Origin of the sequence: Streptomyces sp. 3214.6, from assembly GCF_900129855.1 — a bacterium.
Classification (GTDB): domain Bacteria; phylum Actinomycetota; class Actinomycetes; order Streptomycetales; family Streptomycetaceae; genus Streptomyces; species Streptomyces soliscabiei.
Genome location: NZ_LT670819.1, coordinates 6,423,392 through 6,448,509, shown reverse-complemented (window position 1 = coordinate 6,448,509; position 25,118 = coordinate 6,423,392). Strand labels below are relative to the sequence as shown.

Sequence of the window (25,118 nt, the reverse complement as noted above, 5' to 3'; positions counted from 1 at the left end):
GGGCCCCTTTCGCGCTTCTCCCCTGCCCGCGCCGTCACATGACAGTGGAGCGGTCACCTCACGGTGAAGCTGTCCTTGACCTTCTCGTACGTCTTCAGGGCCGTCGTCTCGGCCTCGGGCTGGTACCAGGTGTTGATCTGGTACGACTTCCCGCTGTCGTCGAAGCCGAGGAGCCGGGCGTGCCAGGGGGTGCCCTGGAGGGTGAAGGTGTACTCCCAGACGACCGCCGGCCTGCCTCGGAACGTCGTCTCCTCCAGACGGATCTTGCGGTAGTCCTGACCCTGGTGGGCGTTGTGTTCGGAGGTCCGCCAGGTGTCCATGAGGTCGCCGCGGGCCAGGGAGGACTTGGCGACGAGTTCCTGGGTGCCGTCGGGGGACGTGTAGTGCACCTCGGCGCCCGTCTTGACGTCCCGCCGCCAGCCCCTGGGCGTCGCCCAGGCGAACCCGCCGGCCTCCTGATGCGCGCCCGGCGGCAGGCTCGGCGGCCTGAAGGTCCCCTCGACCGTCGGCGAGGACAAAGGGGTCGAAGGGGTTGAAGGGGTCGAGGGGGTGGACGTAGGGGTGGTGGTGGCCGTCGCTGTGGCGGGGGACGGAATCGGCGAGGAGCCGCCGGCCTGGTCGCCGACGTCGTGCGAGCCGGGGGCCGACGTCAGCACGATCGCGACGACCGCGCCCACGACAACAACCCCGACGGCGGCCAGCACACCGGTACGGCGGCCGGTGAGGAACGGCGCACGGTGACCCGGGCGGCGGCTGCCCCTGCGTCGCCGGGCCCCGGACGGGACGGGCGGGCCGGGCAGTTCACCGTCCGGCGGTATCGCGCGCCGCCGGGTCTCCGCGTCCGGACGGACTTGTGCGTGCGGATCCGTGTGCGGGTGGGCGCGCGGCACGGGGTCGGCCTGCCGGGCGGGGGCGCCGTCCGGTCCCGGCCTGCTTTCGGTCAGCGCGTCGGCTCGGACGAGGGAGACCCCCGGGCGCGGGCGCGGTGACGGCGGAGGCGACGGCGACGGCGAAGGCGAAGGCGACGGGCTGGGAGACGGGGGCTCCGAGCCGGACTCCGAACGCAGCTCCGAGGCCGCCTCGGTGGACGCTTCGGAGGGCTCGGGAAGGGCGGGAGGAGCGAGATGAGTGGGAGGAGTCGGAGGAGTGGGAGGAGTGGATGCGATGGGCGGTTCGGGCGGTGCTGATGAGGCCGCACCCCCGGCCCTCTCAGGCCCGGGACGCGCGTCCTCAGGTCGCTCCGCATCGGGTTGCCCGGGTTCCGGTCGCCTGGGTTCCGGTCGCCTGGGGTCACGGGGGTCGGGCGGCCTGGCGGTGTTCAGGAGTGCGCGGGTCGGTGGCTCTCCCTCAGCGCCGTGGATCCTCTCAGCGCCCTCACCACCGGGCGCCTGTAGCCCCTGCGCCTGCTCCCGCCTGTCCCGCCCCTCCGTTTCCGCTCCGTCCACCGTCAGTGTCGGTGTGGGAGGGGGGTGGGCGATGGGGGCGAGGGTCGACTCCAGATCGGTGAGGGCCGCGCGGACCGTGGGTTCCTTTTCCAGGAGGGAGGCGAGAATGTCGCGCAACGGGCCCGCGTTGGAGGGGAGTTGGGGCTCCTCGTAGAGGACGGCGTGCAGGGTCGCCAGCGTGGTGTCGCGGGAGAAGGGCGAGTGGCCGGCCAGGGCGGCGCAGAGCGTGGCGCCCAGGGACCACACGTCGGACGGCGGGCCCTGCGGGCGGCCCGAGATGCGCTCGGGAGCCATGTAGTCGGGGGAGCCGACCAGCATGCCGACCATGGTCAACGCCTTCGCGTCCTGGATCGCGGCGATACCGAAGTCGGTGAGGACGATGCGCCGTCCGCCCCGCTCCCTGCTCCCCCCTTCCTCCACCAGGACGTTGCCCGGTTTGATGTCGCGGTGCAGGACCCCCCTCGCGTGGACCTGGCGCAGGGCCGTGACCAGGCCGAGGCCGATGCGGGCGGTCTCGGCCGGGCTCAGTGGTCCTTCCTCCGCCATGATCCGCTCCAGGGAACGGCCGGCGACCAACTCCATGACGATCCAGAGGCGTTCCCCCTCGTCCACGACGTCGTAGACGCGCACCACGTTGGGATGGTCGATGCGGGCGGTGGCCCTGGCCTCGCGCAGGGTGCGTTCACGGCGGGTGCGGGTGTCCTCCGGGTCGAGCCCGTCGATACGCATTTCCTTCACCGCGACCTGCCGGTCGAGCACCTCGTCGGCGGCTCGCCACACCCGCCCCATTCCCCCCTGGCCGATACTCTCGACCAGCCGATAGCGCCCCGTCACCAGCAACCCCGGAAAACCGCCGTTCCCCGAGTTCTCCGGATTCCCTGTGTTTCCCGAATTTCCCGGCAATCCGCTGCACCCCCTCGACTGCTCTGCATTGCCCGGCCCCTGAAACACAATAGTCACACTTAGTGCCGTACCAGCATAGTGTGGAGAAATCTTGTGGTACCTCTTCAAGTACTGCGAATTCAGGCGCAGCCAAGGGGGGCGAACATGAGTTCTCGTCGTGCGACAACCATCGCCGGCTCGCTGGTCATGGCATCTTTCTCGGCAGTGTTGATCCTTTCCCTCCCTGCCGGGGCGGACGACCAGGGACCCGGCAGCAGCAAGGGGGGAAAGCCCGTCGACGAGGCGCCTGCGGGCGTGAAGACGACGACACTGCTACCGGAGCGGATCTCGGTCGACAACAGTTCCAGGAAAACGGCGATCACTGCCACGGTGAAGAACGAGGGGACCAAGGACAGCGGACAGATAAGGCTTTTGGTCGTCGGGTTCGACGGGCTCACGGTCAAAAGCGTTCAGGGATGTTCCGCGATAGCGGAGAAAGATCTCCCGAAAGGATCCAACAGCGGTTTCTCCTGCCCCATCGACAATCTCGCGGCCGGGGCGTCGAAGTCGTACGCCGTCGACGCGACCTTCGATCTGAGCAAGTCCGGGAAGATCTGTCTGCCCGTCCAGAGCAGTGACGGGAAGAAGACGTTCTGGCAGCAGGGCCCGGTGCCGTTCGGTACGACGAACCCGTCGCCGAACGCGCCCGCCACCCCGCTGCTCCTCGGCACCGACAACACGCCCGTGGCTCCCGGCGGCGACGAGCTGCCGAAGACCGGCGTCGGACGGGATCTGCTGCCACTCGGCGCGGCCGGAGCAATGCTGCTCGCGGCGGGCACTGCCGGCCTGTGGTGGTCCCGGCGGCGGCCGGAGAGCTGAGCCCGCCCCCGAGGAAACGAGGAGGTAGGGGCAGGACGAAGAAGATGACGGCCGGTCGACCGGGCCATGCGCCAGGTCGACCGGCCGTCATCTTCAGGAACAGCCGGGCCGAGATCCGTTGAAGTCCGTCACCGCTTGACGAGCTTCCAGGCCGTCGGCAGCAGACCCATCGCCAGGATCGCCTTGATCGCGTCGCCGATCAGGAACGGCGTGAGGCCGGCCGCGATCGCGGCGGAGGCGGAGAGGCCGGCGGCGTAGGCCAGGTACGGGACGCCGACGGCGTAGATGATCGCCTCGCCCAGCAGCATCGCGCCGGCCGTGCGCAGCATGGAGCGGTCGGCACCGCGGCGGGCGAGGGCGCCCACGGCGGCGGACGCGAGGATCATGCCGAGGATGTAGCCGAAGGAGACGGAGACGCCGGAGGCGCCGTCGGCGAACCAGGGCACGCCGGCGAGACCGGCCAGCGCGTAGACGGCGAGGGCGGAGAACCCGCGGCGGGCGCCGAGGGACGTGCCGACGAGCAGCGCGGCGAAGGTCTGGCCGGTGACGGCGACCGGGGTGCCGGGCACCGGGACCGCGATCTGGGCGGCAAGGCCGGTGAGCGCGGCGCCGCCGAGGACGAGTGCGATGTCCCGGACACGGGAGGCGGGGAGCAGGTCGGCGAGGACCTGCCCGGGGCGGCCGGGTGCGGCGGCGGTGCTGCTCATGGGGACTCCGCGGGGTCGGGGTGGAGCGGGACACGGTGACGCTATCCCAGGGGCATGCGGCCGCTCACCGTCAGTAGTCGACAAACGGGCGTTCGGTAGCTTGGTGGGCTCCGGACAAAGCGTGGAAGTTACACGCGGTTCGAGGTGACCCTGGTCACTGAGGTGGGGTGGCTCGGGATACGGAAGCGCCGTGAGCGGGCTCTGTAGGGTTTCGCCAATCGAGCACGATCGAGCGGCGGCCGTCTCGCCCGTCGGTCGCCGTCTGGGCAGCGCTGGTCCGCTTTGCTAGCTTCGAGCCATGGTTGCCCAGGCCCAGGCCCTGAACTTCTCGTCGCGTCGCCATGTCGACCTGCGGCGCGTGGGCGCTGCCGCCTGTCGCCCTCCGGTGTGAGGCGGGCGGAGCCGATCATCCGGCGCGCCGCGCTCCACAGACGGCGCAGTGTCGGACCGGCTCCCGACTTCCGAGGAAGTTCCCCATGCCCCGTACCGCGGCACCACTCCTGCCTGCCTCCTCCGTCCCCCGGCTCGCCGACAGTGACCGGCGACGCACCAGCGCCAGCGTGATCCTGCGGTCCGTGCTGGAGCACGGGCCGGTCGCGCGCTCCACCATCGCCCGGCTGACCGGGCTGTCCCCCGCCTCGGTCACCGAGCACTGCGCCCGCCTCACCGCACTCGGCCTGATCCGGGAGGCGGCCGTGCCCCTGCGCCGCAACGGGGTGGGCCGGCCGCACCTTCCGGTGGATCTGGACGACTCGCGGTTCCTGGTGGGCGGGGTGCATGTGGCGGTGCCGTACACGACCGTCGCGCTGCTTGATCTGCGGGGACGGGTGGTGGCGCGGCGGGAGCTGAAGCATCGCGGTCTCGATCCGGGTGCGGTGCTGGCGCGGGCCTGCGACGGCCTCGGTGCGCTGCTGGGCGAGGCTCCGGGCTGCCGGGCCCTCGGGGTGGGGGTCGCCGTGGGCGGCTGGGTGGACCGGGATTCGGGGGTCGTGGTCGAGCATCCGCTGCTGGGCTGGCGGGACGTGCCGGTGCGGGAGGCGGTCGGTGCGCGCACCGGGCTGCCGGTCCATGTGGACGGGCACGCGCGGGCGTTGGTCAACGCGGAGCGGTTGTTCGGGCGGGCGCGCGGCAGCCGCAGTGTGCTGCAGTTGTTCGTGGGGAACGTGGTCGACGCGGCGTTCGCCACCCATGACGAGGTGCATCACGGGCCGCGTTCGCAGGCGGGCGCGATCGCGCATCTGCCGTTGGCCGGCGGCACGGAGCGCTGCGACTGCGGTCGGGTCGGCTGCCTCCAGGCGGAGTTGAGCGAGCGGACGCTGTGCCGGCGGGCCCGCGAGGCGGGGGTGATCGACGGGGTGAACCCGATGCATGTCCTCGCCGCGGCGGACGCCGGGAACCCGGTGGCCGTACGGCTGTTGCGGGAGCGGGCGCGGATGGTGGGGCGGGCGGCCGGGCTGCTGCTGGACGTGCTCAATCCGGAGCGGGTCGTCGTCGCCGAGGTGGGGGTGCTGTTCCGGGAGGACTGCCTGGCCGCGCTGCGGGAGGAGGTCGGGGCGGGGCGTTCCGCCGCGGTCTCGCGGAGCAGTTTCCCGGAGTCCGTGCTCGCCGTGGCGGGCGGGGCGGTGGCGCTGGACGTGCTCTACCGGGATCCGCTGACCTCGTCGCCGGGCGTCTCACCTGAGCCGAGTTAATTCAGAAACTCCGAATGTTGACAGGCCCTGCACGAGAACAGGAACATCGTTCCATGAGCTGTCGCACTCTCTGTTGCTGACGCCCCGGTGCGCCGGGAGCGCGCCCCTTCTCCTGCATCTCCCGCTTCTCGCGCCTTTCCCTGTGTGAATTCCTCGTGAATTCGTTTTCTCGGGCCCTGTCGTGCCCGGAATTCCGCCTGCCTTTTTCGCCGCTTTCCCTTGGGGGTCCTCCCATGCCTTCGTCCTATGACCGGCGTCTCTTCCTCGCTTCTCTGCTCGGCGCCGCCGCGGGTGCCGCGGGGCTCAGCGGCTGCGCCGAGAGCAGTGCCGCCACCGGTGACGAGGGCGCCTCGGCCGCGCCGCTCGCCGCCAAGGTGCCGGCCGGCACCAGCCTGAAGGTCGCCTCCTACCAGAACGTCCAGCAATTGCAGTTCAAGCTGGCGAAACTGCCCGAGCTGCCGTTCACGGTGTCGAGCTGGGTGAACATCGGGGCCGGTCCCGATGTCATCAACGCCTTCCGCTCGAAGTCCCTGGACCTCGCCAACAACGCGGGTATTCCGCCGATCCAGGCGCATTACCAGGGGTTCGACGCGAAGATCGTCGCGATCAACATCACGCGCAAGCCGAACTATCTCTTCGCCACCAAGCCCGGCAGTGACATCCACACCGTCGCGGACTTCCGGGGCAAGAAGCTGGCGTTCTCGCAGGGGCAGGCGCAGGGTGTCGTCCTGCTGCGGGCACTGAAGAAGGCGGGCCTGAAGTACGACGACGTGAAGCTGGTGCCGCTGACCAGCAACCAGTTCCTCACCGCCCTGCAGTCGGGCCAGGTCGACATCGCCCCGCTCGCCAACCAACAGGCCCCGGCCTATCTCAAGCAGTACGGGCCCAAGGGCGCCCACGCGATCACCACCGACGTCGTCGACCTGCTCAACCTGCTGTGGGCGCCGGTGTCCGTGCTGAACGACAGGGCGAAGGCGGCCGCGGTCGCCGCGTACATCCCGCAGTGGGCGCAGGGCCAGGTGTGGCAGTTCGAGAACCCGGACGTCTGGAACGAGGAGTTCTACGTCAAGACCCAGAACCTGACCCTCGACCAGGCCAGGTCGATCACCGCCCTCGCCAACAAGCCACTGTTCCCGCCGAGTTGGGACGAGGCGATCGCATGGGAGCAGGAGACCGCGGATCTGCTGGCGGAGGGCGGCTTCGTGAAGAAGTTCGACGTCTCCTCGCTCTTCGACCACCGCTTCGAGGGCATCGCCGCGAAGTCCGTGGCGGCCGAGTACAGGAGGTGACCGTCATGACCACGACCACGACCACGGACACGGACACGGACACGAGCGCGAACGCGAGCGCGAGCGCGAACGTGAGCACAGCCGTCCCCGTCGTCACCGCCGACGACAGCCCCCGCGCCCCTCGCCGCCGGCGCCGCGGGCTCGCCCCCGGCAAACGGCTGCCCGCCGCCCGCCTCGCCGGACCCCTGCTGCTGATCGCGGTGTGGGCCGCCGCGTCGGCCGCCGGCCGGCTGGACACCGGGGCGGTCCCCGCCCCCTGGACGGTGGTGCGGACCGGCGTCCATCTGTGGACCGACGGGACGCTGCCCACCGACGTCCTCACCTCGCTGGAGCGAGCCGGTTACGGCTTCGCGATCGGTCTGGTCGCCGGGGTGGCACTCGCGCTGGCGTCCGGGCTGACCCGGACGGGGGAGGCACTGATCGACGGAACGGTGCAGCTCAACCGGGCGATCCCGACGCTCGGCCTGATCCCGCTGTTCATCCTCTGGCTGGGCATCGGCGAGACCTTCAAGATCGCGATCATCGCCATCGTCGTCTACATCCCGATCTACCTCAACACCCATGCCGCGCTGTCCGGCATCGACCACCGGTTCGTCGAACTCGCCGAGGTGCAGGGCCTGTCGAAGGTCCGGTTCATCCGGCAGATCGTGATCCCGGGCGCCCTGCCCGGATTCTTCGTGGGACTCCGGCTCGGAGTGACCGGCTCCTGGCTGGGACTGGTGGTCCTGGAGCAGATCAACGCCACCAGCGGCCTCGGCTATCTGATGTTCCAGGCCCAGAACTACGGCCAGTCGGACGTCATCCTCGTCGGCCTCCTCATCTACGGCGTCTTCGGTCTCGTCTCCGACAGCGCGGTCCGTCTCATCGAAAGGAGGGCACTGTCATGGCGCCGCACACTGAGCAGCTGACCCGCCCCGCCGCCGTCCAACTGCGCGGCCTGACCCGGTCGTTCGGCGGACGGACGGTCCTCGACGGCATCGACCTCGACATCCCCGACGGACAGTTCGTGGCGCTCCTCGGGCACAGCGGGTCCGGCAAGAGCACCCTGCTGCGGGCCGTCGCCCACCTCGACCACGAGGTCGTCGGCAGCGGTGCGCTCACCGCGCCGGAGCGGGTGTCGGTCGTCTTCCAGGACTCCCGGCTGCTGCCCTGGCGGCGGGTGCTGGACAACGTACTGCTCGGGCTGGACGGCAGGGACGCCGAGCAGAAGGGACGTGCGGCCCTCGCCGAGGTGGGGCTCGCGGGCCGTGAGCGGGCCTGGCCGGGAGAGCTGTCCGGCGGCGAGGCGCAGCGTGCCGCGCTCGCCCGCTCGCTGGTTCGCGAACCCGAACTCCTCCTCGCCGACGAGCCGTTCGGGGCGCTGGACGCGCTGACCCGGATCAAGATGCATGGGCTGCTGCGCGAGCTGTGGGAGCGGCATCGGCCCTCGGTGCTGCTCGTCACGCACGACGTGGACGAGGCGATCGTGCTCGCGGACCGGGTGCTCGTCCTCGAGCAGGGGCGGATCGGCCTCGACCTCGCCGTCGACCGGCCGCACCCGCGCTCGTACCGGGATCCGCTGCTCGGCGAGTACCGCCTGCGGCTGCTCGGCGCGTTGGGCGTGACGGAGGACGTCGGGTGAACGCCGGCTCCCCTCATGCGGAAAACACTCCAAGGACCCTCCGAAGGACCCTGATATGACCCGGCAACTCCATCTCAACGCCTTCCTCATGAACACCGGCCACCACGAGGCGTCCTGGCGGCTCCCGGAGAGCGATCCGTACGCGCATGTCGAGCTGGACCACTACGTCCACCTGGCCCGGATCGCCGAGCGCGGCACCTTCGACTCGCTCTTCCTCGCCGACGGCCCGCAGCTGTGGGGCAACCTCGCGCAGCGCCCCGCCGGCGCCCTGGAGCCGCTCACCCTGCTCACCGCGCTGGCGACGGCGACCCGGCACATCGGTCTCATCGCCACCGCGTCGACCTCCTACAACTCGCCCTACAACCTGGCCCGTAAGTTCGCCTCCCTCGACATCATCAGCGGTGGCCGGGCGGGCTGGAACATCGTCACCACGGCGGGGGCGGAGGCCGCCCGCAACTTCGGTCTGGACGCCGAGCCCGCGCACGCCGAGCGGTACGCCCGGGCCGCCGAGTTCCTCGACGTGGCGCTGAAGCTGTGGGACAGCTGGGAGGACGACGCGATCGTCGCGGACAAGGCGTCCGGGGTCTGGGGCGACGACGGCAAGATCCATCCGCCCCGGCACCGGGGGACGTACTTCAGCGTCGAGGGCGCCCTCAACGTCCCCCGCTCACCGCAGGGTTACCCGCTGCTGGTGCAGGCGGGATCGTCCGAGGACGGCAAGGCGTTCGCCGCCCGGTACGCGGAGGCGGTGTTCACCGCGCAGCAGACGCTCGCCGACGCGCAGGCCTTCTACGCCGACCTCAAGGCACGTACGGCAGCGGCCGGCCGCGATCCCGAGCACCTCAAGGTGCTGCCCGGCATCGTCCCGGTGCTCGGCTCCACGGAGGCCGAGGCACGGGCCGCCGAGCAGCTGCTGGAGGACCACATCGTGCACCGCCACGGGGTCGCCAACCTGGAGCGGCTGCTTCAACTTCCGGACGGCTCCCTGGAGTTGGACGGCGAACTGCCGGCCGAACTGCCCTCCGAGGACGCCATCGAGGGCGCCAAGAGCCGCTACACCCTCGTGGTGGAGCTCGCCCGGCGCGAACGGCTCACCGTGCGGCAGCTGATCGGGCGGCTCGGCGGCGGGCGCGGGCACCTCACCTTCGCGGGCACGCCCGAGCAGGTCGCCGACAAGATCCAGGCCTGGTTCACCCAGGGCGCCGCCGACGGCTTCAACATCATGCCCGCCGTCCTGCCCTCCGGCCTCGACGCCTTCGTCGACCACGTCGTCCCGCTCCTGCGCGCCCGCGGCCTGCTGCGCGCGGAGTACGACGACCGCCCCCGCACGACCCTCCGCGAGAGATACGGCCTCCCGCGCCCCGCCAACCAGTACGTGACCGCTCCCGCACCCGCCCTCTTCTGATCCTCCTCCGAAAGGCCCCTGCCATGAGCATCGAGATCCGCAAGGTCACCGCGAACATCGGCGCCCAGGTCTCGGGCGTCGACATCGCCAAGCCCCTCGACGAAGAGACCTACACCGCCCTGCGCGAGGCGCTCAACGTCCACAAGGCGTTGGTCTTCGACGACGTGAACCTGGACGACGCGGGCCAGCAGGCCTTCGTCCGCCACTTCGGCGACCTCACCACCGCCCACCCGACCGTGCCGGCCGTCGACGGCGCCCCGAACGTGCTCCCCGTCGACAGCGAGCGCGGCCGCGCCGCCAACCACTGGCACACAGACGTCACCTTCGTCCTCAACCCGCCGCAGGCCAGCACCCTGCGCAGCCTGGTCCTCCCGCCGTACGGCGGCGAGACCCTGATCACCAGCTCGGCAGCCGCCTACCGCCAGCTGCCGGAGCCGCTCAGGCAGCTCGCCGACACCCTGTGGGCCGAGCACACCAACGACTACGACTACGCCGTGCCGCAGGAGACGGTCGACGAGGAGCAGGCCGCCGCGCGCGCCCAGTTCACCTCGATCAAGTACCGCACGGTCCACCCGGTGGTCCGCGTGCACCCGCTGACCGGCGAACGCGGCCTGTTCATCGGCGGGTTCGCGCAGCGCATCGTGGGCCTGTCGGTGGCCGAGTCCCGCAGGATCCTCGACCTGCTCCAGTCGTACGTCACCCGGCCGGAGAACATCCTGCGCCACCGCTGGTCGGAGAACCAGCTGGTCCTGTTCGACAACCGCATCACCCAGCACTACGCGGTCGACAACTACGACGGCCGCCCCCGTCGGCTGCACCGGGTGACGGTCGCCGGCGACATCCCGGTCGGCATCGACGGCAAGGAGAGCTACTCGATCGAGGGCGACGCGGCACACTACACCTCCGTGGCCGCCTAGCCGGGCTCGGCAGGGGGTTTCCCCCTTCCCCCCGGGGGGTTTTCCCCCAGCTTCCCGTCCACCGATCGGTGGACGGGAAGTTCAACCGGGTACCTCTGTCCGGCAACTGCCCTGGTCAACCAGGCTTTTGGGCATGAACTCACTCACTGTGCGCATGGCGCGTTCCAGCGCGCGGCACCCCTGGCGGGCGATCGTCGGCTGGCTGGTGTTCGTGGCGCTGTGTCTGGCGGTCGGCAGTGCCGTCGGGATGAACAGCGCGAGGACAGCCGACTACCGGGTCGGCGAGGCCGGGCGGGCCGAGGCCATGGCGGCCGAGGGGAAACTGGAACGCAGGTCCACCGAGCAGGTGCTGGTCTCGGCGCGGTCCGGGGCCCTTGACGCGTCCGCCGCGCAGACGGCCGTCCGCGAGCTCACCGCGCGCATGGAACGGCTGCCCGAGGTCGCCGAGGTCGCCGCGCCGGTCCGGTCCGCCGACGGACGGATCCTCATGGTCGAGGTGGCCCTGAAGGGCGAGGAGCGGGACGCCAAGGACAAGGTCGACGCGCTCACCGCGCAGACGGGGGCCGTCCAGCGGGCCCACCCGGAACTCCTGCTCCAGGAGACCGGAAGTCCCTCCATCAGCAAGGGAGTCGACGAGCAGCGCGGGGACGATCTCGCGCTCTCCGAGAAGATCACCCTGCCGGTCACGCTGCTGACCCTGCTGGTCGTGTTCGGCTCGCTCACCATGGCCGCCGTGCCGCTGCTGCTCGCGCTGTCCTCGATCGCGGCGGCCGTCGGACTGTCGATGGTGGCCTCGCACCTCTCCCCCGACACCGGCGTCGGCACCAACGTCATCCTGATGATCGGACTCGCCGTCGGCGTCGACTACACGCTCTTCTATCTGAAGCGCGAGCGTGAGGAACGGGCCCGCAGCGGGGGGCGGTTGAGCTCCGAGGCGCTGGTGGAGCTGGCCGCGGCCACCTCGGGCCGGGCGGTGGTGGTCTCCGGGTTCGCGGTCGTCGCCTCGACGGCCACCCTGTATCTGGCCTCGGACGTGATCTTCTCCTCGCTGGCCACCGGCACCGTCGTGGTCGTCCTGGTCGCGATGGCCAGCTCCCTGACGGCGCTGCCCGCCCTGCTGACCGTGCTGGGACGGCGGGCCGAGCGCAGGGCGGCCCGCCGGGCCGAGCGGGGCAAGCCCGCCCGCCGCACCCGCGGCGAGGGCGGCGGCCGGGTCTGGACGGCGCTGCTGGCTCCCGCCTCCCGGCACCCGCTCGCCACCCTCTGCGTCTCCGTCCTCGCCCTGCTCGCGCTCGTCGTCCCGCTGGCCGGACTGCACCTCACGGAGATGAGCCGGGACACCCACTCCCGTGAGATCCCCGCGATGCGGGTGTACGACCGGCTCAACGCGGCGTTCCCGGAGCACCGGGTCACCCACCAGGTCGTCGTACGCGCCGAGGCCGCGCAGACCGGGGCGGTCGGCGAAGCCCTGCGGCAGCTGGCCCGGCGTGCGCAGGCCGACCCCCTGTTCACCGGCGCCCACGAACTGCGCACCTCCGCCGACCACCGGATCAGCACCCTGGAACTGCACGTGCCCTACCTGGGCGACTCCGACCAGGCCCACGACTCCCTCGACCATCTGCGCGACGACTACCTGCCCGCGACCGTCGGCCGGATCACCGGCGCGGAGTACGGCGTGAGCGGTGACGTCGCCCGGTACACCGACTATCCGGCGCACCAGAACAGCAAACTCCCGCTCGTTCTCGGGGCGTTGCTGCTGGTGACCTTCCTGATGACGCTGTACGCGTTCCGTTCCGTCGCCCTCGGTCTGATCGGCGTCGCGCTGAATCTGCTGTCGGCGGCGGCCGCGCTCGGGCTGCTGGTGCTCGTGTTCCAGCACACCTGGGCCGAGGGGCCGCTGGACTTCCACTCCACCGGCTCGATCGGTTCGCGGGTGCCGCTGTTCCTGTTCGTGATCCTCTTCGGGCTGTCCATGGACTACCAGGTGTTCGTGGTGAGCCGGATCAGGGAGGCCGTGCTGGCCGGGACCCCGACCCGGCAGGCCGTCCTCGACGGGGTCCGCCGGTCGGCGAGCGTGGTGACCAGTGCGGCGGTCGTGATGACGACCGTGTTCGTCAGCTTCGTCTTCCTGCACATCATCGAGATGAAGCAGATCGGGTTCGTGCTCGCGGCGGCCGTCCTGCTGGACGCCTTCGTCGTGCGCATCCTGATCCTGCCGTCGGCGATGCTGCTGCTGGGCGAGCGCAGCTGGTGGCCGTCGCGGCCGCCGGTCCGCCAGGCGGCCGCTCCGCAGGCCCAACTGCCCCCCGACCGGCCCGTGGTCGACGTACGTTGATCGGTATGACCGTTCTCGCCGGGCCCTCCGCCGACACCTTCTGGGCCACCTCGCTGCGCCGCTGGAACACGATCTGCTGGGTGCTGTTCGCCGCGATGGCCGCCGGGATCGTCGCGCAGCGCAGGCCCGGCGGGGGCATGTACGAGGCGCTGGCGCTGCTGGGCTGTGTGGTGCTGAGCTACGCGCTGCTGGACCGCTTCCCGGGCAACCCCGTCGTCCGGCCGCACGGTTACCTCACGGTGCTGGTGCTCGCGCTCGGCGGGCTGGCGTATCTGCGCACCAGCTACGCGGCGCTGTTCATGGTGACGCTGCCGCACTACTGGATGTTCGGGCGGACCCCGAGAATCTCCATGGGGTTCCTCGGGCTCGCCACCGCCTCGACCCTGCTGGGGAGTTGGCTCCAGCAGGGCTGGACGGCGGAGTTCCTGGGCGAGACGGCCGTGTCCACTCTGATCGTCGTCGCGGTGGGGGTGCTGATCGGGCTGTGGGCGCACTCGGTGGTCGAGCAGAGCGCCGAACGGGCCCGGCTGATCGAGGAGTTGGAGCAGACGCAGGCCCAGCTGTCCGAGGCGCACCAGCGGCAGGGCGCGGCGGACGAGCGGGAGCGGCTGGCGCGGGAGATCCACGACACCCTCGCGCAGGGCTTCGCCTCGATCGTGGTCCTCGCGGAGGCCGCGCGCACGGAGCTCGTGGTGGACCCCGGCCGCGCCGCGCGCCAGCTGCGCTCGATCGAGTCGACGGCCCGGGAGAACCTGGCGGAGGCACGGGAGCTGGTCGGCTCGGGCCACCCCCCGGACGGGTCGGCGTCCCTGGCCCGGACGCTCCGCCGGGTCCTGGACCGGTTCGCGGAGGACACCGGGCTCACCGTGGCGGCCGACCTGGCCGACCTCGACTGCGACCAGCGGACCCGGATCGCGCTGCTGCGCTGCGCCCAGGAGTCGCTGGCCAACGTGCGCAAGCACGCCCGCGCGTCGACCGTGGGGCTGGTGCTGGCCCAACGGCCGTACGGGGTGGAACTGGAGATCACCGACGACGGCACCGGGTTCGTGGTGGGGGACGCGGTGGGTTTCGGGCTGGACGGAATGCGCAAGCGACTGGCGGAACTGGGCGGGAGGCTGACGGTGACCAGTTCGATCGGGGACGGCACGAGGATCCTGGCGGTGATTCCGGTATGAGCGGCGACGCGGCAGCACTGCGGGTCGTGGTGGTCGACGACCACACCGTCATGCGGGCCGGGGTGATCGCCCTGCTGGCCGGCGAGGACGGCATCGAGGTCGTCGGCGAGGCGGGCGACGGCCGGGCCGCCCTCGACCTCGTCGAGCGGCACGCCCCGGACGTGGCCCTCGTCGACCTGAGGATGCCGGTCCTCGACGGGGTCACGACGACGACCGAGATCGTCGCCCGGCACCCCCGCACCCGGGTGCTGATCCTGACGACGTACGACACGGACGCGGACATCGAGCGCGGGGTGGAGGCCGGCGCCATCGGCTACCTGCTGAAGGACACCACGCGCGAGCAGCTCGTCGACGCGATCCGGGCGGCGGCGCGCGGAGAGACGGTGCTCGCACCCCGGGTGGCGGAGAAGCTGGTCGCCCGGATGCGGCGCCCGGTGCAGGAGGCGCTGACCGCCCGGGAGACCGACGTCCTCGGCGGGGTCGCCGACGGGCTGACCAACGCCGAGATCGGCCGACGCCTCGTCATCTCCGAGGCCACCGTCAAGACGCACCTGCTGCGTCTGTTCGCCAAGCTGGACGTGAACGACCGGACCCGGGCGGTGGTGGTGGCCATGGAGCGGGGACTGCTGCGCCGGCCGTGAGACGGCCCCGCGGGCCGGTGTTACAGGTTGCTGAAGTCGGGGCCCTTGGTGCGGGTGCGCTTGATCTCGTAGAAGCCGGGGACCGAGGCGACCGCGAGGGTGCCGTCCCAGAGGCGGGCGGCCTCCTCGCCCTTGGGGGCGGGGGTGACGACGGGGCCGAAGAAGGCGATCTGCTCGCCGTCGGCGCCGGGCACGGCGATGACCGGGGTGCCGACGTCCTGGCCGACCTTGTCGATGCCCTCCTTGTGCGAGGCGCGCAGCTCGGCGTCGAACTCGAAGTCCTTCTGCTCGGCGTAGTCGATCAGGTCGGCGGGCAGGCCGACGTCGGCGAGCGCGCCGGCGATGGCCGACAGGGTGGGGCCCTCGCCCCCGTTGTGGATGCGGGTGCCGAGCGCGGTGTAGAGCGGGCCGAGGACGTCGGCGCCGTGCTTCTGCCAGGCGGCGGTGACCACGCGGACCGGCTGCCACGCCTTGACCTCGAGCATCTCCCGGTACTCCTCGGGCAGCTCGTCGAGCTTGTTCTCATTGAGGACGGCGAGGCTCATGATGTGCCAGCGCACCTCGATGTCACGGACCTTCTCCACTTCCAGAACCCACCGGGAGGTCATCCAGGCCCAGGGGCACAGCGGGTCGAACCAGAAGTCGACGGGGGTCTTCTCGGACATGTCTCTCCTCAAGAGATCCGCAAGAAAAGGGCTTCCCATGCACAACACCGCCGTCCGTGCCGCGCATTCCCTGCTGCCCGAGGTCAGGAGCGCGTGGCAGGATCGCTCCTGTCCACAGCCTTGAGGCCGCTAACGAGGGAGTACCGCCCGTGCCCGGTGAGAACCTGTCCCGCGACGAGGCCCGGGAGCGGGCCGCCCTGCTGTCCGTCGACGGGTACGACGTGTCCCTCGACGTGCGTTCGGCGATCGCCGACGGGAACGGCGAGCCGGGCACGTTCCGGTCGGTCACCACGATCCGCTTCCGCTGCAACGAGCCCGGCGCGTCGAGTTTCGCGGACCTGATCGCGCCGAGTGTGACGTCCGTCTCCCTCAACGGCCGTGATCTCGACCCCGGCGAGGTCTTCGACGGCGTCCGGATCCTCCTGGAGGACCTCGCGGCGGAGAACGAGCTGGTCGTCGACGCGCAGTGCGCCTACTCCCGCACCGGCGAGGGCCTGCACCGCTTCGTCGACCCGGAGGACGGCGAGGTGTACCTGTACACGCAGTACGAGCCGGCCGACGCCCGCCGGGTCTTCGCGAACTTCGAACAGCCCGACCTCAAGGCCCCGTTCCGGTTCGAGGTGCGCGCGCCGCAGGAGTGGACGGTGTGGAGCAACGGCGTCGGCGAGCGCGCGGACGGGGTGTGGCGGTTCGCGGAGACGAAGCCGATCTCCACGTACATCACCTGTGTCGTGGCCGGCCCCTACCACTACGTGACGGACTCCTACAGCCGTGTCCTCGCGGACGGTACGACCCTGGAGATCCCCCTCGGCGCGATGTGCCGCAAGGGTCTGGCGCCGTACTTCGAGGCCGAGGACGTGTTCCTGATCACCAGGCAGGGCCTGGACTTCTTCCACGACCACTTCGACTACCCGTACCCCTTCGGGAAGTACGACCAGGCGTTCGTCCCCGAGTACAACCTCGGCGCGATGGAGAACCCGGGGCTGGTGACCTTCCGGGAGGAGTACATCTTCCGGGGCAAGGTGACGCGGGCGTCGTACGAGGCGCGGGCGAACGTCATCCTGCACGAGATGGCCCACATGTGGTTCGGCGACCTGGTCACCATGGAGTGGTGGGACGACCTGTGGCTGAAGGAGTCCTTCGCGGACTTCATGGGCGCGTTCGCCCTCGTCGGCGCGACCCGCTTCAGCGACGGGTGGATCACCTTCGCCAACCGCCGCAAGGCCTGGGCCTACCGCGCCGACCAGCTCCCCTCGACCCACCCCGTCACCGCCGACATCCGCGACCTGCAGGACGCCAAGCTCAACTTCGACGGCATCACCTACGCCAAGGGTGCGTCGGTCCTGAAGCAGCTGGTGGCGTACGTCGGGCAGGACGCGTTCCTGGAAGGCGCCCGCCGCTACTTCAAGCGGCACGCGTACGGAAACACGCGCCTCGGCGATCTGCTGTCGGTGCTCGGCGAGACCAGCGGCCGGGACATGGGCGCCTGGGCGCGGTCCTGGCTGCAGACGGCGGGCGTGAACGCGCTGACCCCGCAGGTGCTGCTGGACCCGGAGGGCCGCGTGAGCGAGCTGGCGGTGGTCCAGGAGGCGGCGGAGTCGCACCCGGAGCTGCGCCCGCACCGGGTGGCGATCGGCCTGTACCGCCTCCAGGAGGGCGCTCTGGTGCGGTATGCGCGCGCCGAGACGGACGTCGACGGGCCGCGTACGGTCGTGACGGAGCTGGTGGGCGAGGCGGCCCCGGAGCTGGTGCTGGTCAACGACGACGACCTGACGTACTGCAAGATCCGGTTCGACGCGACCTCGCTGGCCACGCTGCGGGAGCACCTGGGCTCGATGACCGACCCGCTGGCCCGCGCCCTGTGCTGGTCGGCGCTGTGGAACCTGACCCGGGACGCGCTGCTGCCCGCGCAGGACTTCGTCGACCTGGTGCTGCGGTTCGCGGGGCGCGAGTCCGACATCGGGGTGCTGCAGATGCTGCACGCGTGGGCGGACTCGGCGCTGGTGCACTACGCGGCGCCGGACTGGCGGCTGCGCGGCGGCTCCCTGCTCTCCGAGGGCGCCGAGCGTGAGCTGTACGCCGCCGAGCCGGGCAGCGAGCACCAGCTGGCGTGGGCGCGTTTCTACGCGCAGACGGCGCAGGACCCGGCCGGCTTCGACCTGCTCCAGGGCCTGCTGGACGGCACGGCCGCCATCGAGGGGCTGGACGTCGACCAGGAGCTGCGCTGGGTGTTCCTGGAGCCGCTGGTCGCGCACGGGTTCGCCGACGAGAAGGCGCTGACGGCCGAACTGGCCCGCGACGACACGGCGTCCGGCAAGCGGCACCAGGTGCGCTGCCTCGCCGCCCGCCCCTCGGCGGCGGTCAAGGCGCAGGCCTGGGCCCAGCTGGTGGAGTCGGACGCGCTGTCCAACGCGCTGGTGGAGGCGACGATCGCGGGGTTCGCCCAGCCCTCGCAGCGGGAGCTGCTCGCGCCGTACGCGCAGAAGTACTTCGCGTCGATCGGGCGCATCTGGTCGGAGCGCTCGATCCAGATCGCGATGAACGTCGTCAAGGGCCTGTTCCCGTCGCTGCAGGACTCCCCCGCGACGCTGGAGGCGGCGGACGCGTGGCTGGCGGCGCACGAGTCGGCGGCCCCGGCGCTGCGGCGGCTGGTGCTGGAGGCGCAGGACGATCTGGCGCGGTCGCTGCGGGCGCAGGCGTGTGCGGCGGAGGCCGGGGCGGAGGCGGAGCCCGGGACGGGGGCTCAGGCCGACTGAATCGTTGGCCATGAATTCCGTCGACGGTCACCGTTACGGAATTCAGTCAATCGGAACCGTAACCCCTGGCCCGCCCATTCGGGACCAGGGGTTTTCGGTCCCTAATCGGCACCCGAACACCCGTCCTTTAGGGTGAGCTTGTCCGGGTTTGTCGACGGGCGTGTAACAGCGGTTAGGACGCCGGCCGGGCGCGGAATCCCCGTTGCATGAACCCCAACACCCCGCTCCCCCACCTTCCCTCGGCGTCCCCCCGCCCCGTCCGCCATCTGTCGGACGTCCACCGCCGCGTCTCGACGGCGGCCCAGCTCCGCGCGCAGGGCGTCTCGCAGGCCGAGGCCAACGAGCAGTGCCGCCCCGACGGCCCCTGGCAGCAGCTCCTCCCCGGCGTGTACCTGCTCCACCCGGGCCCGCCGACCAGCGAGGAGCGGCTGCACGCGGTGCTGATGTACGCGGGCCGCGAGGCGTCGGCGCCCGCCGTGCCGGCCCAGCCGGGCGCCGGGGAACCGCACCGGCCGGTGTACCAGGAGGCGATGATCACGGGTCTGGCGGCCCTGAACCTGCACGGTCTGTCGGCGGCTCCGCCGCTGCTGTCCCTGGAGCACATCGACGTCCTGGTCCCGCGCCGGCGCCGACTGCGCTCGACGGGCTGCGCGCACGTCATCCGCACGGCGGACCTGCCGGCGTGCGAGTTGGCCACGGGCGTCCAGGTGGCGCCGGTGCCGCGCGCGCTGGCCGACGCGGTGGCACAGCTGACGGACGCGGGGGTGGTTCGCCGGCTGCTGTCGGAGGCGGTGCGCGGCGGCCACTGCGAACCTGCTTCGGTGGTACGGGAGTTGAACGACGCGAAGCTGCTGAGCCGACCGCACGTGGTGGACGCGGTGGACTCCCTGCTCGCGGAGGGCCGCGCGATCGCGGAGAACCGCCTCTACACGATGGTGCGCGAGTACGGCCTCCCCGACCCGGTGTGGAACGTCGACCTCCGGCTGCCCGGCGGCCCCCACCTGGGCGGCCTGGACGCGTACTGGCCGGAACAGGCGGTCGCGGTGGAGCTGGACACGCGGGCGCCGCGCCAGGACGAGGACGCCCTGTGGTCGGAGTACGCACGCAAGCGCGAGCACCTGGAGCGCCTGGGCATCACGGTCGTGTACATCACGCCGAAGAAGCTGAGGCACTCGATGGAGCAGCAGGCGGCGGTGGTCCGCACGGCCCTGATGGCCTCGAACGACAGGGACCCCGCCGCGTACGTCGTGGTACTGCCCCGGTAGTCAGCCGTAGTTCGGGTTGTCCTCCGGGGAGGTGAGGCTGAGGGGGGCTCCCGCGTAGACGCGGTCGATCAGGGCCGCGTAGGAAGCGATCATTCTCGTCCGGCTGAAGCGCTCGCGGCTCGCGGTGAGGGCCGGGGTGTAGACGGAACGGTTCGCCACCGCCTCCGTCCAGGCCGCCGCGATGGCGTCCGGGGCCGGCGGGGTCACGAGGCCGTGGCCCGCGACGATCGCCGCGCTGTCGCCGACGTCCGTGGCCACCGGGACGGCCCCGCACATCATGCCCTCGATGAGACACAGCGGGGCCGCCTCGCCCCAGGCGGAGGTGAGCGCGACGACGTCGGCGGCCGCGTAGACCGCCTCCATGTCCTGGCGTACGCCGAGCCGGTGCAGCCGCCCGTGGTCCTCGTCGCCGAACGCCGTCGCGATGTCCGCGTCCAGGCCCGGGTTCGCCGCCGTCATGCCGGCCCCGCACATCAGGACGTGTCCGTCCGGCACGGCGGCCAGCCACGCCCTGGCCGCGGCCAGGAACAGGGGGACGTTCTTCATGCCGTCGTAGCGGGCCGCGAAGACGACGACCGGGGCAGCGACCGGGATGTCCAGGGAGGTGCGGACCGCGAGGCGTCGGGCCGCGTCCGGGCGGAAGCGGATCAGGTCGACGCCGTTGGGGATCACGTGGAGCAGGGCGGACGGGACGCCGGCCGCCTCGTACGCGGCCCGGGTCGACTCCGCGCAGCACACGGCGGCCGCGACGGTGCCGTCGGCGATCGCGGCCTTGAGGTCGTCGAGGGCGCGGCCCTGGTTCTCGGGGTCGGAGCGGTGCAGACAGACCACGACCGGGCGCCGCGGCAGGCCCGCCTGACGCAGGAGGGCGAGGGGCTGCTCCTTGAGGGAGAGGATGACGTCCGCGTCGGCCGTCGCCCTGGCGGTATCGGCCAGCTCGGGACCGGTGAAGACGGCCGGATCCAGACCCGCCGTTCCGAACGTACGCCCGAGGGACGTCACGCCCACGTCGGCCGCCGTCAGCTTGCGGTAGCAGGCGTCGTCCTCCATCCGCTGACGGGTGGCCTCGCGATGCACCTCGCCGTGGACGCTCAGCACCCGATGGTGCTGGCCGCCCTCACGCAGTCCCAGCACCACATCGCTGTGCACGATCCGGGCCCCTCCGGAGAAGAACCCCTCGTACACCGAGAGCACCCGCAGTCCGTTTCCCCTGCGCACACGATCACCCGCCTTGCACCGATATCAAGCCATCCCCGTGAAGTGCGGGTTAGCCGATATGAGGCGGTACGGACATTTCGTACGGATGAACACGACGTCACATGTCCGCGCATGCTGTGTGACGCGCAGGTCACCCGTCGGCCGGTCGCGGGCGCCGCGACCGTCACGCCTGCGGCGGCACGGACACCCGTCCGTCCACCGGGCGCTCGCGCCACAGCCTGAGCGCCACGTCGACCAGGCGCACCCGGGCGAGGTCCGCGACCGCGTCCAGGTCGTGCCAGGCGGCGAGGTCGGTGGAGCCGTTCACCTCGTAGCGCAGTTCGCCGCCGATGATCCGACCCTCATAGACGATGCGCAGACCGTGGTGGTCCCGGGGGCCGCGCAGACCCTCGCGGCGCAAGACACGGCGGGAGGAGTCCATGCCGAGGAGGCCGGTCACCTCGACGCGGTAACCGGTCTCCTCGTCCAGTTCACGCACGACGGTGTCGAGGGGATCCTCACCGTGCTCCATGCCGCCGCCGGGCAGCACCCACTCGCGGGTGCCGTCGGGGGCCGGTGAGCGGGCGAGCAGAACCTGGCCGTCGCGGACACAGACGGCGTAGGCCGCCACCCTCAACTTCTTGCGCATACAGGGACGTTAGCCGTTCGACGCGGATCAGGACGGGCAATATCGCCCACATCCCGCCCACACCCTCCACGAAGATTCCCCACCGGTGACGCGTAGAGGGTTTTCCCCATACATCCATATCGATTCGGTCAACTCTCCCCAAACACCAGTCCCTTGGGTAAAGCTTTGCGGTCATCCGGGACCGTGTTCCGGACGGCCGTGATCAGGCAGGAACGTCCTGGTCGTGTGCTGCTCGTTCCTTTACCTACAAGGGATGCCGATGACCCTCACCCCCCAGCGTGAACCGATATCGGGCACAAGACGCGTGGCCCGCATAGCCGTGGCCGCGGGCCTCGTGGCCGCGCTGTCCGCGGCCGGGCCGATACCCATGGCTTTCGCCGGCGACGTCGGCCAGGCCCCGGTCTCGGCCGACCCGGGCGTGAAGTCCGCCCCCGAAAAGCTCGGCTCCGACGACGCCACCCTGCTCGCCGAGGCGAAGGCCGCCGGCGACAAGAACGTCACGCTGATGATCGCGACCGCCCCCGGCCAGACCGAGCAGGTCGCCAAGGAGCTGGACGCGGTCAAGGGCGGCTCGGTCGGCGAGTCCTACGACAAGGTCGGCTACGTCCGCGCCACCGTCCCGACGGCCAAGGCCGACTCGACGATCGCCGCCGCGGCGAAGCTGACCTCGGTGCACGCCATCGACCTGAAGCAGGACATCGTCCTCGACGACCCGACGCCGGACGCGAAGGCCTCGACGGGCGCCAAGTCCGCGCGGTCCGCGTCGAAGACGAAGACCTACGCGGCGCCGAACAAGAACACCCCCGCCAAGAACCCGTACAACCCGTCCTTCGAGACGGGCGCCGTCGACTTCGTGAAGAAGAACCCGAAGGCGGACGGCCGCGGTGTCACCATCGGCATCCTCGACTCCGGTGTGGACCTGGCGCACCCCGCGCTGCAGAAGACCACCACCGGCGAGCGCAAGATCGTCGACTGGGTGACGTCCACCGACCCGATCCTCGACGGCGACGCCTCGTGGCGCCCGATGACAACCTCGGTCTCCGGGCCCAGCTTCACCTTCGGGGGCCGCACCTGGACGGCGAAAGCCGGCTCGTACCAGATCAACCTCTTCCGGGAGTCCGCCACCGCGGGCGGCGACGCCAAGGGCGACGTCAACCGCGACGGCGACACCACCGACGCGTGGGGCGTCCTGTACGACGCCGCGGCCGGCACGGTCACCGTCGACGTGAACAACAACGGCGACTTCACCGACGACACCGCGATGAAGCCGTACAAGGACGGCTACCAGATCGGGTACTTCGGCACCGACAACCCGGCGACCGACGTCGCCGAGCGGCAGCCGTTCGTCGTGCAGATCCGCAAGGACGTGCCGATGGACCCGTTCGGCGGCGACTGGGTCGGCAAGAAGGCCGACTTCGCCAACATCGGTCTCATCGCCAGCGAGCACGGCACGCACGTCGCCGGCATCACCGCCGCGAACGGCCTGTTCGGCGGAAAGATGAACGGCGCCGCGCCCGGCGCGAAGATCGTCTCCTCCCGTGCCTGCATCTTCGGCGCGGGCTGCACCAACGTCGCCCTCACCGAGGGCATGATCGACCTGGTCGTCAACCGTGGCGTCGACATCGTCAACATGTCGATCGGCGGTCTGCCGGGTCTGAACGACGGCAACAACGCGCGCGCCGAGCTGTACACGCGCCTCATCGACACCTACGGCGTCCAGCTCGTGATCTCCGCGGGCAACGAGGGCCCCGGCGCGAACACCATCGGCGACCCCGGTCTTGCCGACAAGGTGATCTCGGTCGGCGCGGCCATCTCCAAGGAGACCTGGGCCTCCAACTACGGCTCGCAGGTGACGAAGAAGTACGCGCTGCTGCCGTTCTCCTCGCGCGGCCCGCGTGAGGACGGCGGCTTCACGCCGACCCTCGTCGCCCCCGGCGCCGCGATCAACACCACCCAGACCTGGCTGCCGGGCGCCCCGGTCGCCGACGCGGGCTACCCGCTGCCGGCCGGCTACTCCATGCTGCAGGGCACCTCGATGGCCTCCCCGCAGGCCGCGGGCGCCTCGGCGCTGCTCATCTCCGCCGCCAAGCAGGCCAGGGTCGCGCTCACCCCGGCGATCCTGCGCACGGCGCTGACCTCGACCGCCGACCACATCAAGGGTCTGCAGGCCTACGAGGAGGGCTCGGGCGCCATCAACATCGTGGACGCCTGGAAGTCCATCAGGAAGGGCGCCGCCGCCCGCGACGCCGTGACGTCCGACTACACGGTGAAGGCCCCGGTCGACACCGCGCTCGACCAGGCGCTGAAGACCCCGGGCTTCGGCACCGGCATCTACGACCGCGAGAGCGGCCTGAAGGCCGGGCAGAAGAAGACGTACGACGTCACCATCACCCGTACGTCCGGCGCCGACAAGGCGGTCCGTCACAAGCTGCACCTCGAGAACAACGCGGCCGGGACCTTCAGGATCCTCGGCTCCGACGAGGTGAAGCTGCCGCTGAACAAGCCGGTGACGGTCAGGATCCAGGCCCAGCCGAAGGCCGCGGGCATCGCCAGCGCCATCCTGGAGGTCGACGACCCGAAGACCGAGGGCCTCGACAAGCAGATCCTCAACACGGTCGTCGTCTCGACGCCGGTGAAGCACACGTTCCACGTGTCGAACACCGTGCAGCGCAACAGCTTCCAGTCGTACTTCCTGACCGTGCCGGAGGGCGCCAAGTCCTTCGAGGTCGCGATCGGCGGGCTGAAGGACAAGAGCCAGACCCGTTTCATCTCGATCCACCCCTACGGCGTCGCGGTCGAGGACACCTCCACGATCTACTGCTACAGCAACTACCCCAACACCAACGGGTGCCGGCCCGACGCCCGTTCGTACCAGAACCCGCAGGCCGGGGTCTGGGAGATCGAGGTCGAGTCGCGTCGCACCTCGCCGCTGCTCGACAACCCGTACAAGCTGGACGCCACCGTCTACGGCGTGGCCTTCGACCCGGAGACCGTGACCGTGCCCGAGGCGAAGGTCGGCGCCCCGACCGCCGCCTCGTGGAAGGTGAAGAACAACTTCGCCGCCTTCGACGGCAAGCCGGCCGGCGGCCCGCTCGGCTCGTCCAAGACGGCCCGCCCGACCATCGCCAACGGCGCGACCCAGACCACCACGGTCGAGGTCCCGGCCGGCGCCAAGTCGCTGGACGTCTCCATCGGCAACGTCTCCGACGCCTCCGCCGACCTGGACCTGACGGTCTACGACGCGAACGGCAACCAGGTCGCGCAGCAGGCCGACGGTGACGCGGAGGAGGCGGTCTCCATCCCGTCGCCCGCCGCCGGCACGTACACCATCGAGGTCGCGGGCTACTCGGTCCCGGCCGGCACGACGGCGTACGACTACGTGGACGCGTTCCTGTCGCCCACGCTCGGCACCGTCACCGTCGACGAGTCGACGCCGGTGAAGCTGGCCACGGGCGCCTCGACGACGGTCGCCGCGACCGTCACCGCCGCGTCCGTCCCGCCGGCGGGCCGGGTGCTGTTCGGCCAGGTCCAGCTGGTCAACGCGCGGGGCACCGTCGCGGGCCTCGGCAAGGTGACGATCGAGAAGGTCACGCCGTAAC

18 protein-coding genes are annotated in these 25,118 nt (G+C 71.1%); 13 read left to right on the top strand and 5 right to left on the bottom strand.

From position 1 onward, the window contains the following. Window positions 1–53: 53 nt before the first annotated feature. On the bottom strand, window positions 54–2,279 hold the full coding sequence (locus B5557_RS29150; RefSeq protein WP_079665069.1) for a serine/threonine-protein kinase: 2,226 nt from the start codon (window positions 2,277–2,279) through the stop codon (window positions 54–56). A gap of 213 nt (window positions 2,280–2,492) precedes the next feature. On the opposite strand from B5557_RS29150, the gene B5557_RS29145 reads away from it, so the two are divergent. Continuing rightward, window positions 2,493–3,206, top strand: a complete 714-nt coding sequence (locus B5557_RS29145) for an LPXTG cell wall anchor domain-containing protein (protein WP_079662242.1) — start codon at window positions 2,493–2,495, stop codon at window positions 3,204–3,206. A 128-nt stretch (window positions 3,207–3,334) separates the two neighbouring features. Here B5557_RS29145 and B5557_RS29140 read toward each other — a convergent pair whose 3' ends face one another. Next, window positions 3,335–3,913, bottom strand: coding sequence for a biotin transporter BioY (locus B5557_RS29140; RefSeq protein WP_079662241.1), 579 nt, complete (start codon window positions 3,911–3,913; stop codon window positions 3,335–3,337). A gap of 476 nt (window positions 3,914–4,389) precedes the next feature. Here B5557_RS29140 and B5557_RS29135 point away from each other — a divergent pair, with 476 nt between their 5' ends. The 9 genes from B5557_RS29135 (at window position 4,390) to B5557_RS29095 (ending at window position 14,987) form a co-directional block, all read left to right on the top strand. After that, a complete protein-coding gene (locus tag B5557_RS29135; RefSeq protein ID WP_079662240.1) occupies window positions 4,390–5,604 on the top strand; it encodes an ROK family transcriptional regulator in 1,215 nt (404 codons plus the stop codon). A gap of 233 nt (window positions 5,605–5,837) precedes the next feature. Next, window positions 5,838–6,893: an ABC transporter substrate-binding protein gene (locus tag B5557_RS29130; protein WP_079662239.1), complete on the top strand. Its 1,056-nt coding sequence runs from the start codon at window positions 5,838–5,840 to the stop codon at window positions 6,891–6,893. 5 nt (window positions 6,894–6,898) lie between these two features. Next, entirely contained in the window at window positions 6,899–7,801 is a 903-nt protein-coding gene (locus B5557_RS29125; protein WP_079665068.1) for an ABC transporter permease, read from the top strand. Next, window positions 7,777–8,514: an ABC transporter ATP-binding protein gene (locus B5557_RS29120; protein ID WP_079662238.1), complete on the top strand. Its 738-nt coding sequence runs from the start codon at window positions 7,777–7,779 to the stop codon at window positions 8,512–8,514. The genes B5557_RS29125 and B5557_RS29120 overlap by 25 nt, the downstream gene beginning before the upstream one ends. A gap of 55 nt (window positions 8,515–8,569) precedes the next feature. Beyond that, window positions 8,570–9,919: an LLM class flavin-dependent oxidoreductase gene (locus B5557_RS29115; protein ID WP_079662237.1), complete on the top strand. Its 1,350-nt coding sequence runs from the start codon at window positions 8,570–8,572 to the stop codon at window positions 9,917–9,919. Between the two features lie 23 nt (window positions 9,920–9,942). Further along, window positions 9,943–10,836 (top strand): TauD/TfdA dioxygenase family protein, encoded by an 894-nt coding sequence (locus tag B5557_RS29110; RefSeq protein ID WP_079662236.1) that lies wholly within the window; start codon window positions 9,943–9,945, stop codon window positions 10,834–10,836. 133 nt (window positions 10,837–10,969) lie between these two features. Then, window positions 10,970–13,171, top strand: a complete 2,202-nt coding sequence (locus B5557_RS29105) for an MMPL family transporter (RefSeq protein ID WP_079662234.1) — start codon at window positions 10,970–10,972, stop codon at window positions 13,169–13,171. A 5-nt stretch (window positions 13,172–13,176) separates the two neighbouring features. Then, a complete protein-coding gene (locus tag B5557_RS29100) occupies window positions 13,177–14,346 on the top strand; it encodes a sensor histidine kinase (RefSeq protein ID WP_173877746.1) in 1,170 nt (389 codons plus the stop codon). Further along, entirely contained in the window at window positions 14,343–14,987 is a 645-nt protein-coding gene (locus B5557_RS29095; RefSeq protein ID WP_079662231.1) for a response regulator, read from the top strand. The genes B5557_RS29100 and B5557_RS29095 overlap by 4 nt, the downstream gene beginning before the upstream one ends. 20 nt (window positions 14,988–15,007) lie before the next feature. Here B5557_RS29095 and B5557_RS29090 read toward each other — a convergent pair whose 3' ends face one another. Then, the gene (locus B5557_RS29090) at window positions 15,008–15,652 is read right to left on the bottom strand and encodes a mycothiol-dependent nitroreductase Rv2466c family protein (protein ID WP_079662230.1); all 645 of its coding nucleotides are present in this window, start codon (window positions 15,650–15,652) and stop codon (window positions 15,008–15,010) included. A gap of 149 nt (window positions 15,653–15,801) precedes the next feature. Between B5557_RS29090 and pepN the strand changes: the two genes are divergently transcribed. Beyond that, on the top strand, window positions 15,802–18,408 hold the full coding sequence (gene pepN, locus B5557_RS29085; RefSeq protein WP_079662228.1) for an aminopeptidase N: 2,607 nt from the start codon (window positions 15,802–15,804) through the stop codon (window positions 18,406–18,408). 206 nt (window positions 18,409–18,614) lie between these two features. After that, on the top strand, window positions 18,615–19,673 hold the full coding sequence (locus B5557_RS29080; protein WP_079662227.1) for a hypothetical protein: 1,059 nt from the start codon (window positions 18,615–18,617) through the stop codon (window positions 19,671–19,673). On the opposite strand, the gene B5557_RS29075 is transcribed toward B5557_RS29080, so the two are convergent. Then, entirely contained in the window at window positions 19,674–20,867 is a 1,194-nt protein-coding gene (locus B5557_RS29075; protein ID WP_079662226.1) for a glycosyltransferase, read from the bottom strand. A gap of 187 nt (window positions 20,868–21,054) precedes the next feature. Further along, entirely contained in the window at window positions 21,055–21,519 is a 465-nt protein-coding gene (locus B5557_RS29070; protein WP_173877745.1) for an NUDIX hydrolase, read from the bottom strand. 259 nt (window positions 21,520–21,778) lie between these two features. Here B5557_RS29070 and B5557_RS29065 point away from each other — a divergent pair, with 259 nt between their 5' ends. Continuing rightward, on the top strand, window positions 21,779–25,117 hold the full coding sequence (locus tag B5557_RS29065; RefSeq protein WP_079662225.1) for a S8 family serine peptidase: 3,339 nt from the start codon (window positions 21,779–21,781) through the stop codon (window positions 25,115–25,117). Window position 25,118: the final 1 nt, after the last annotated feature.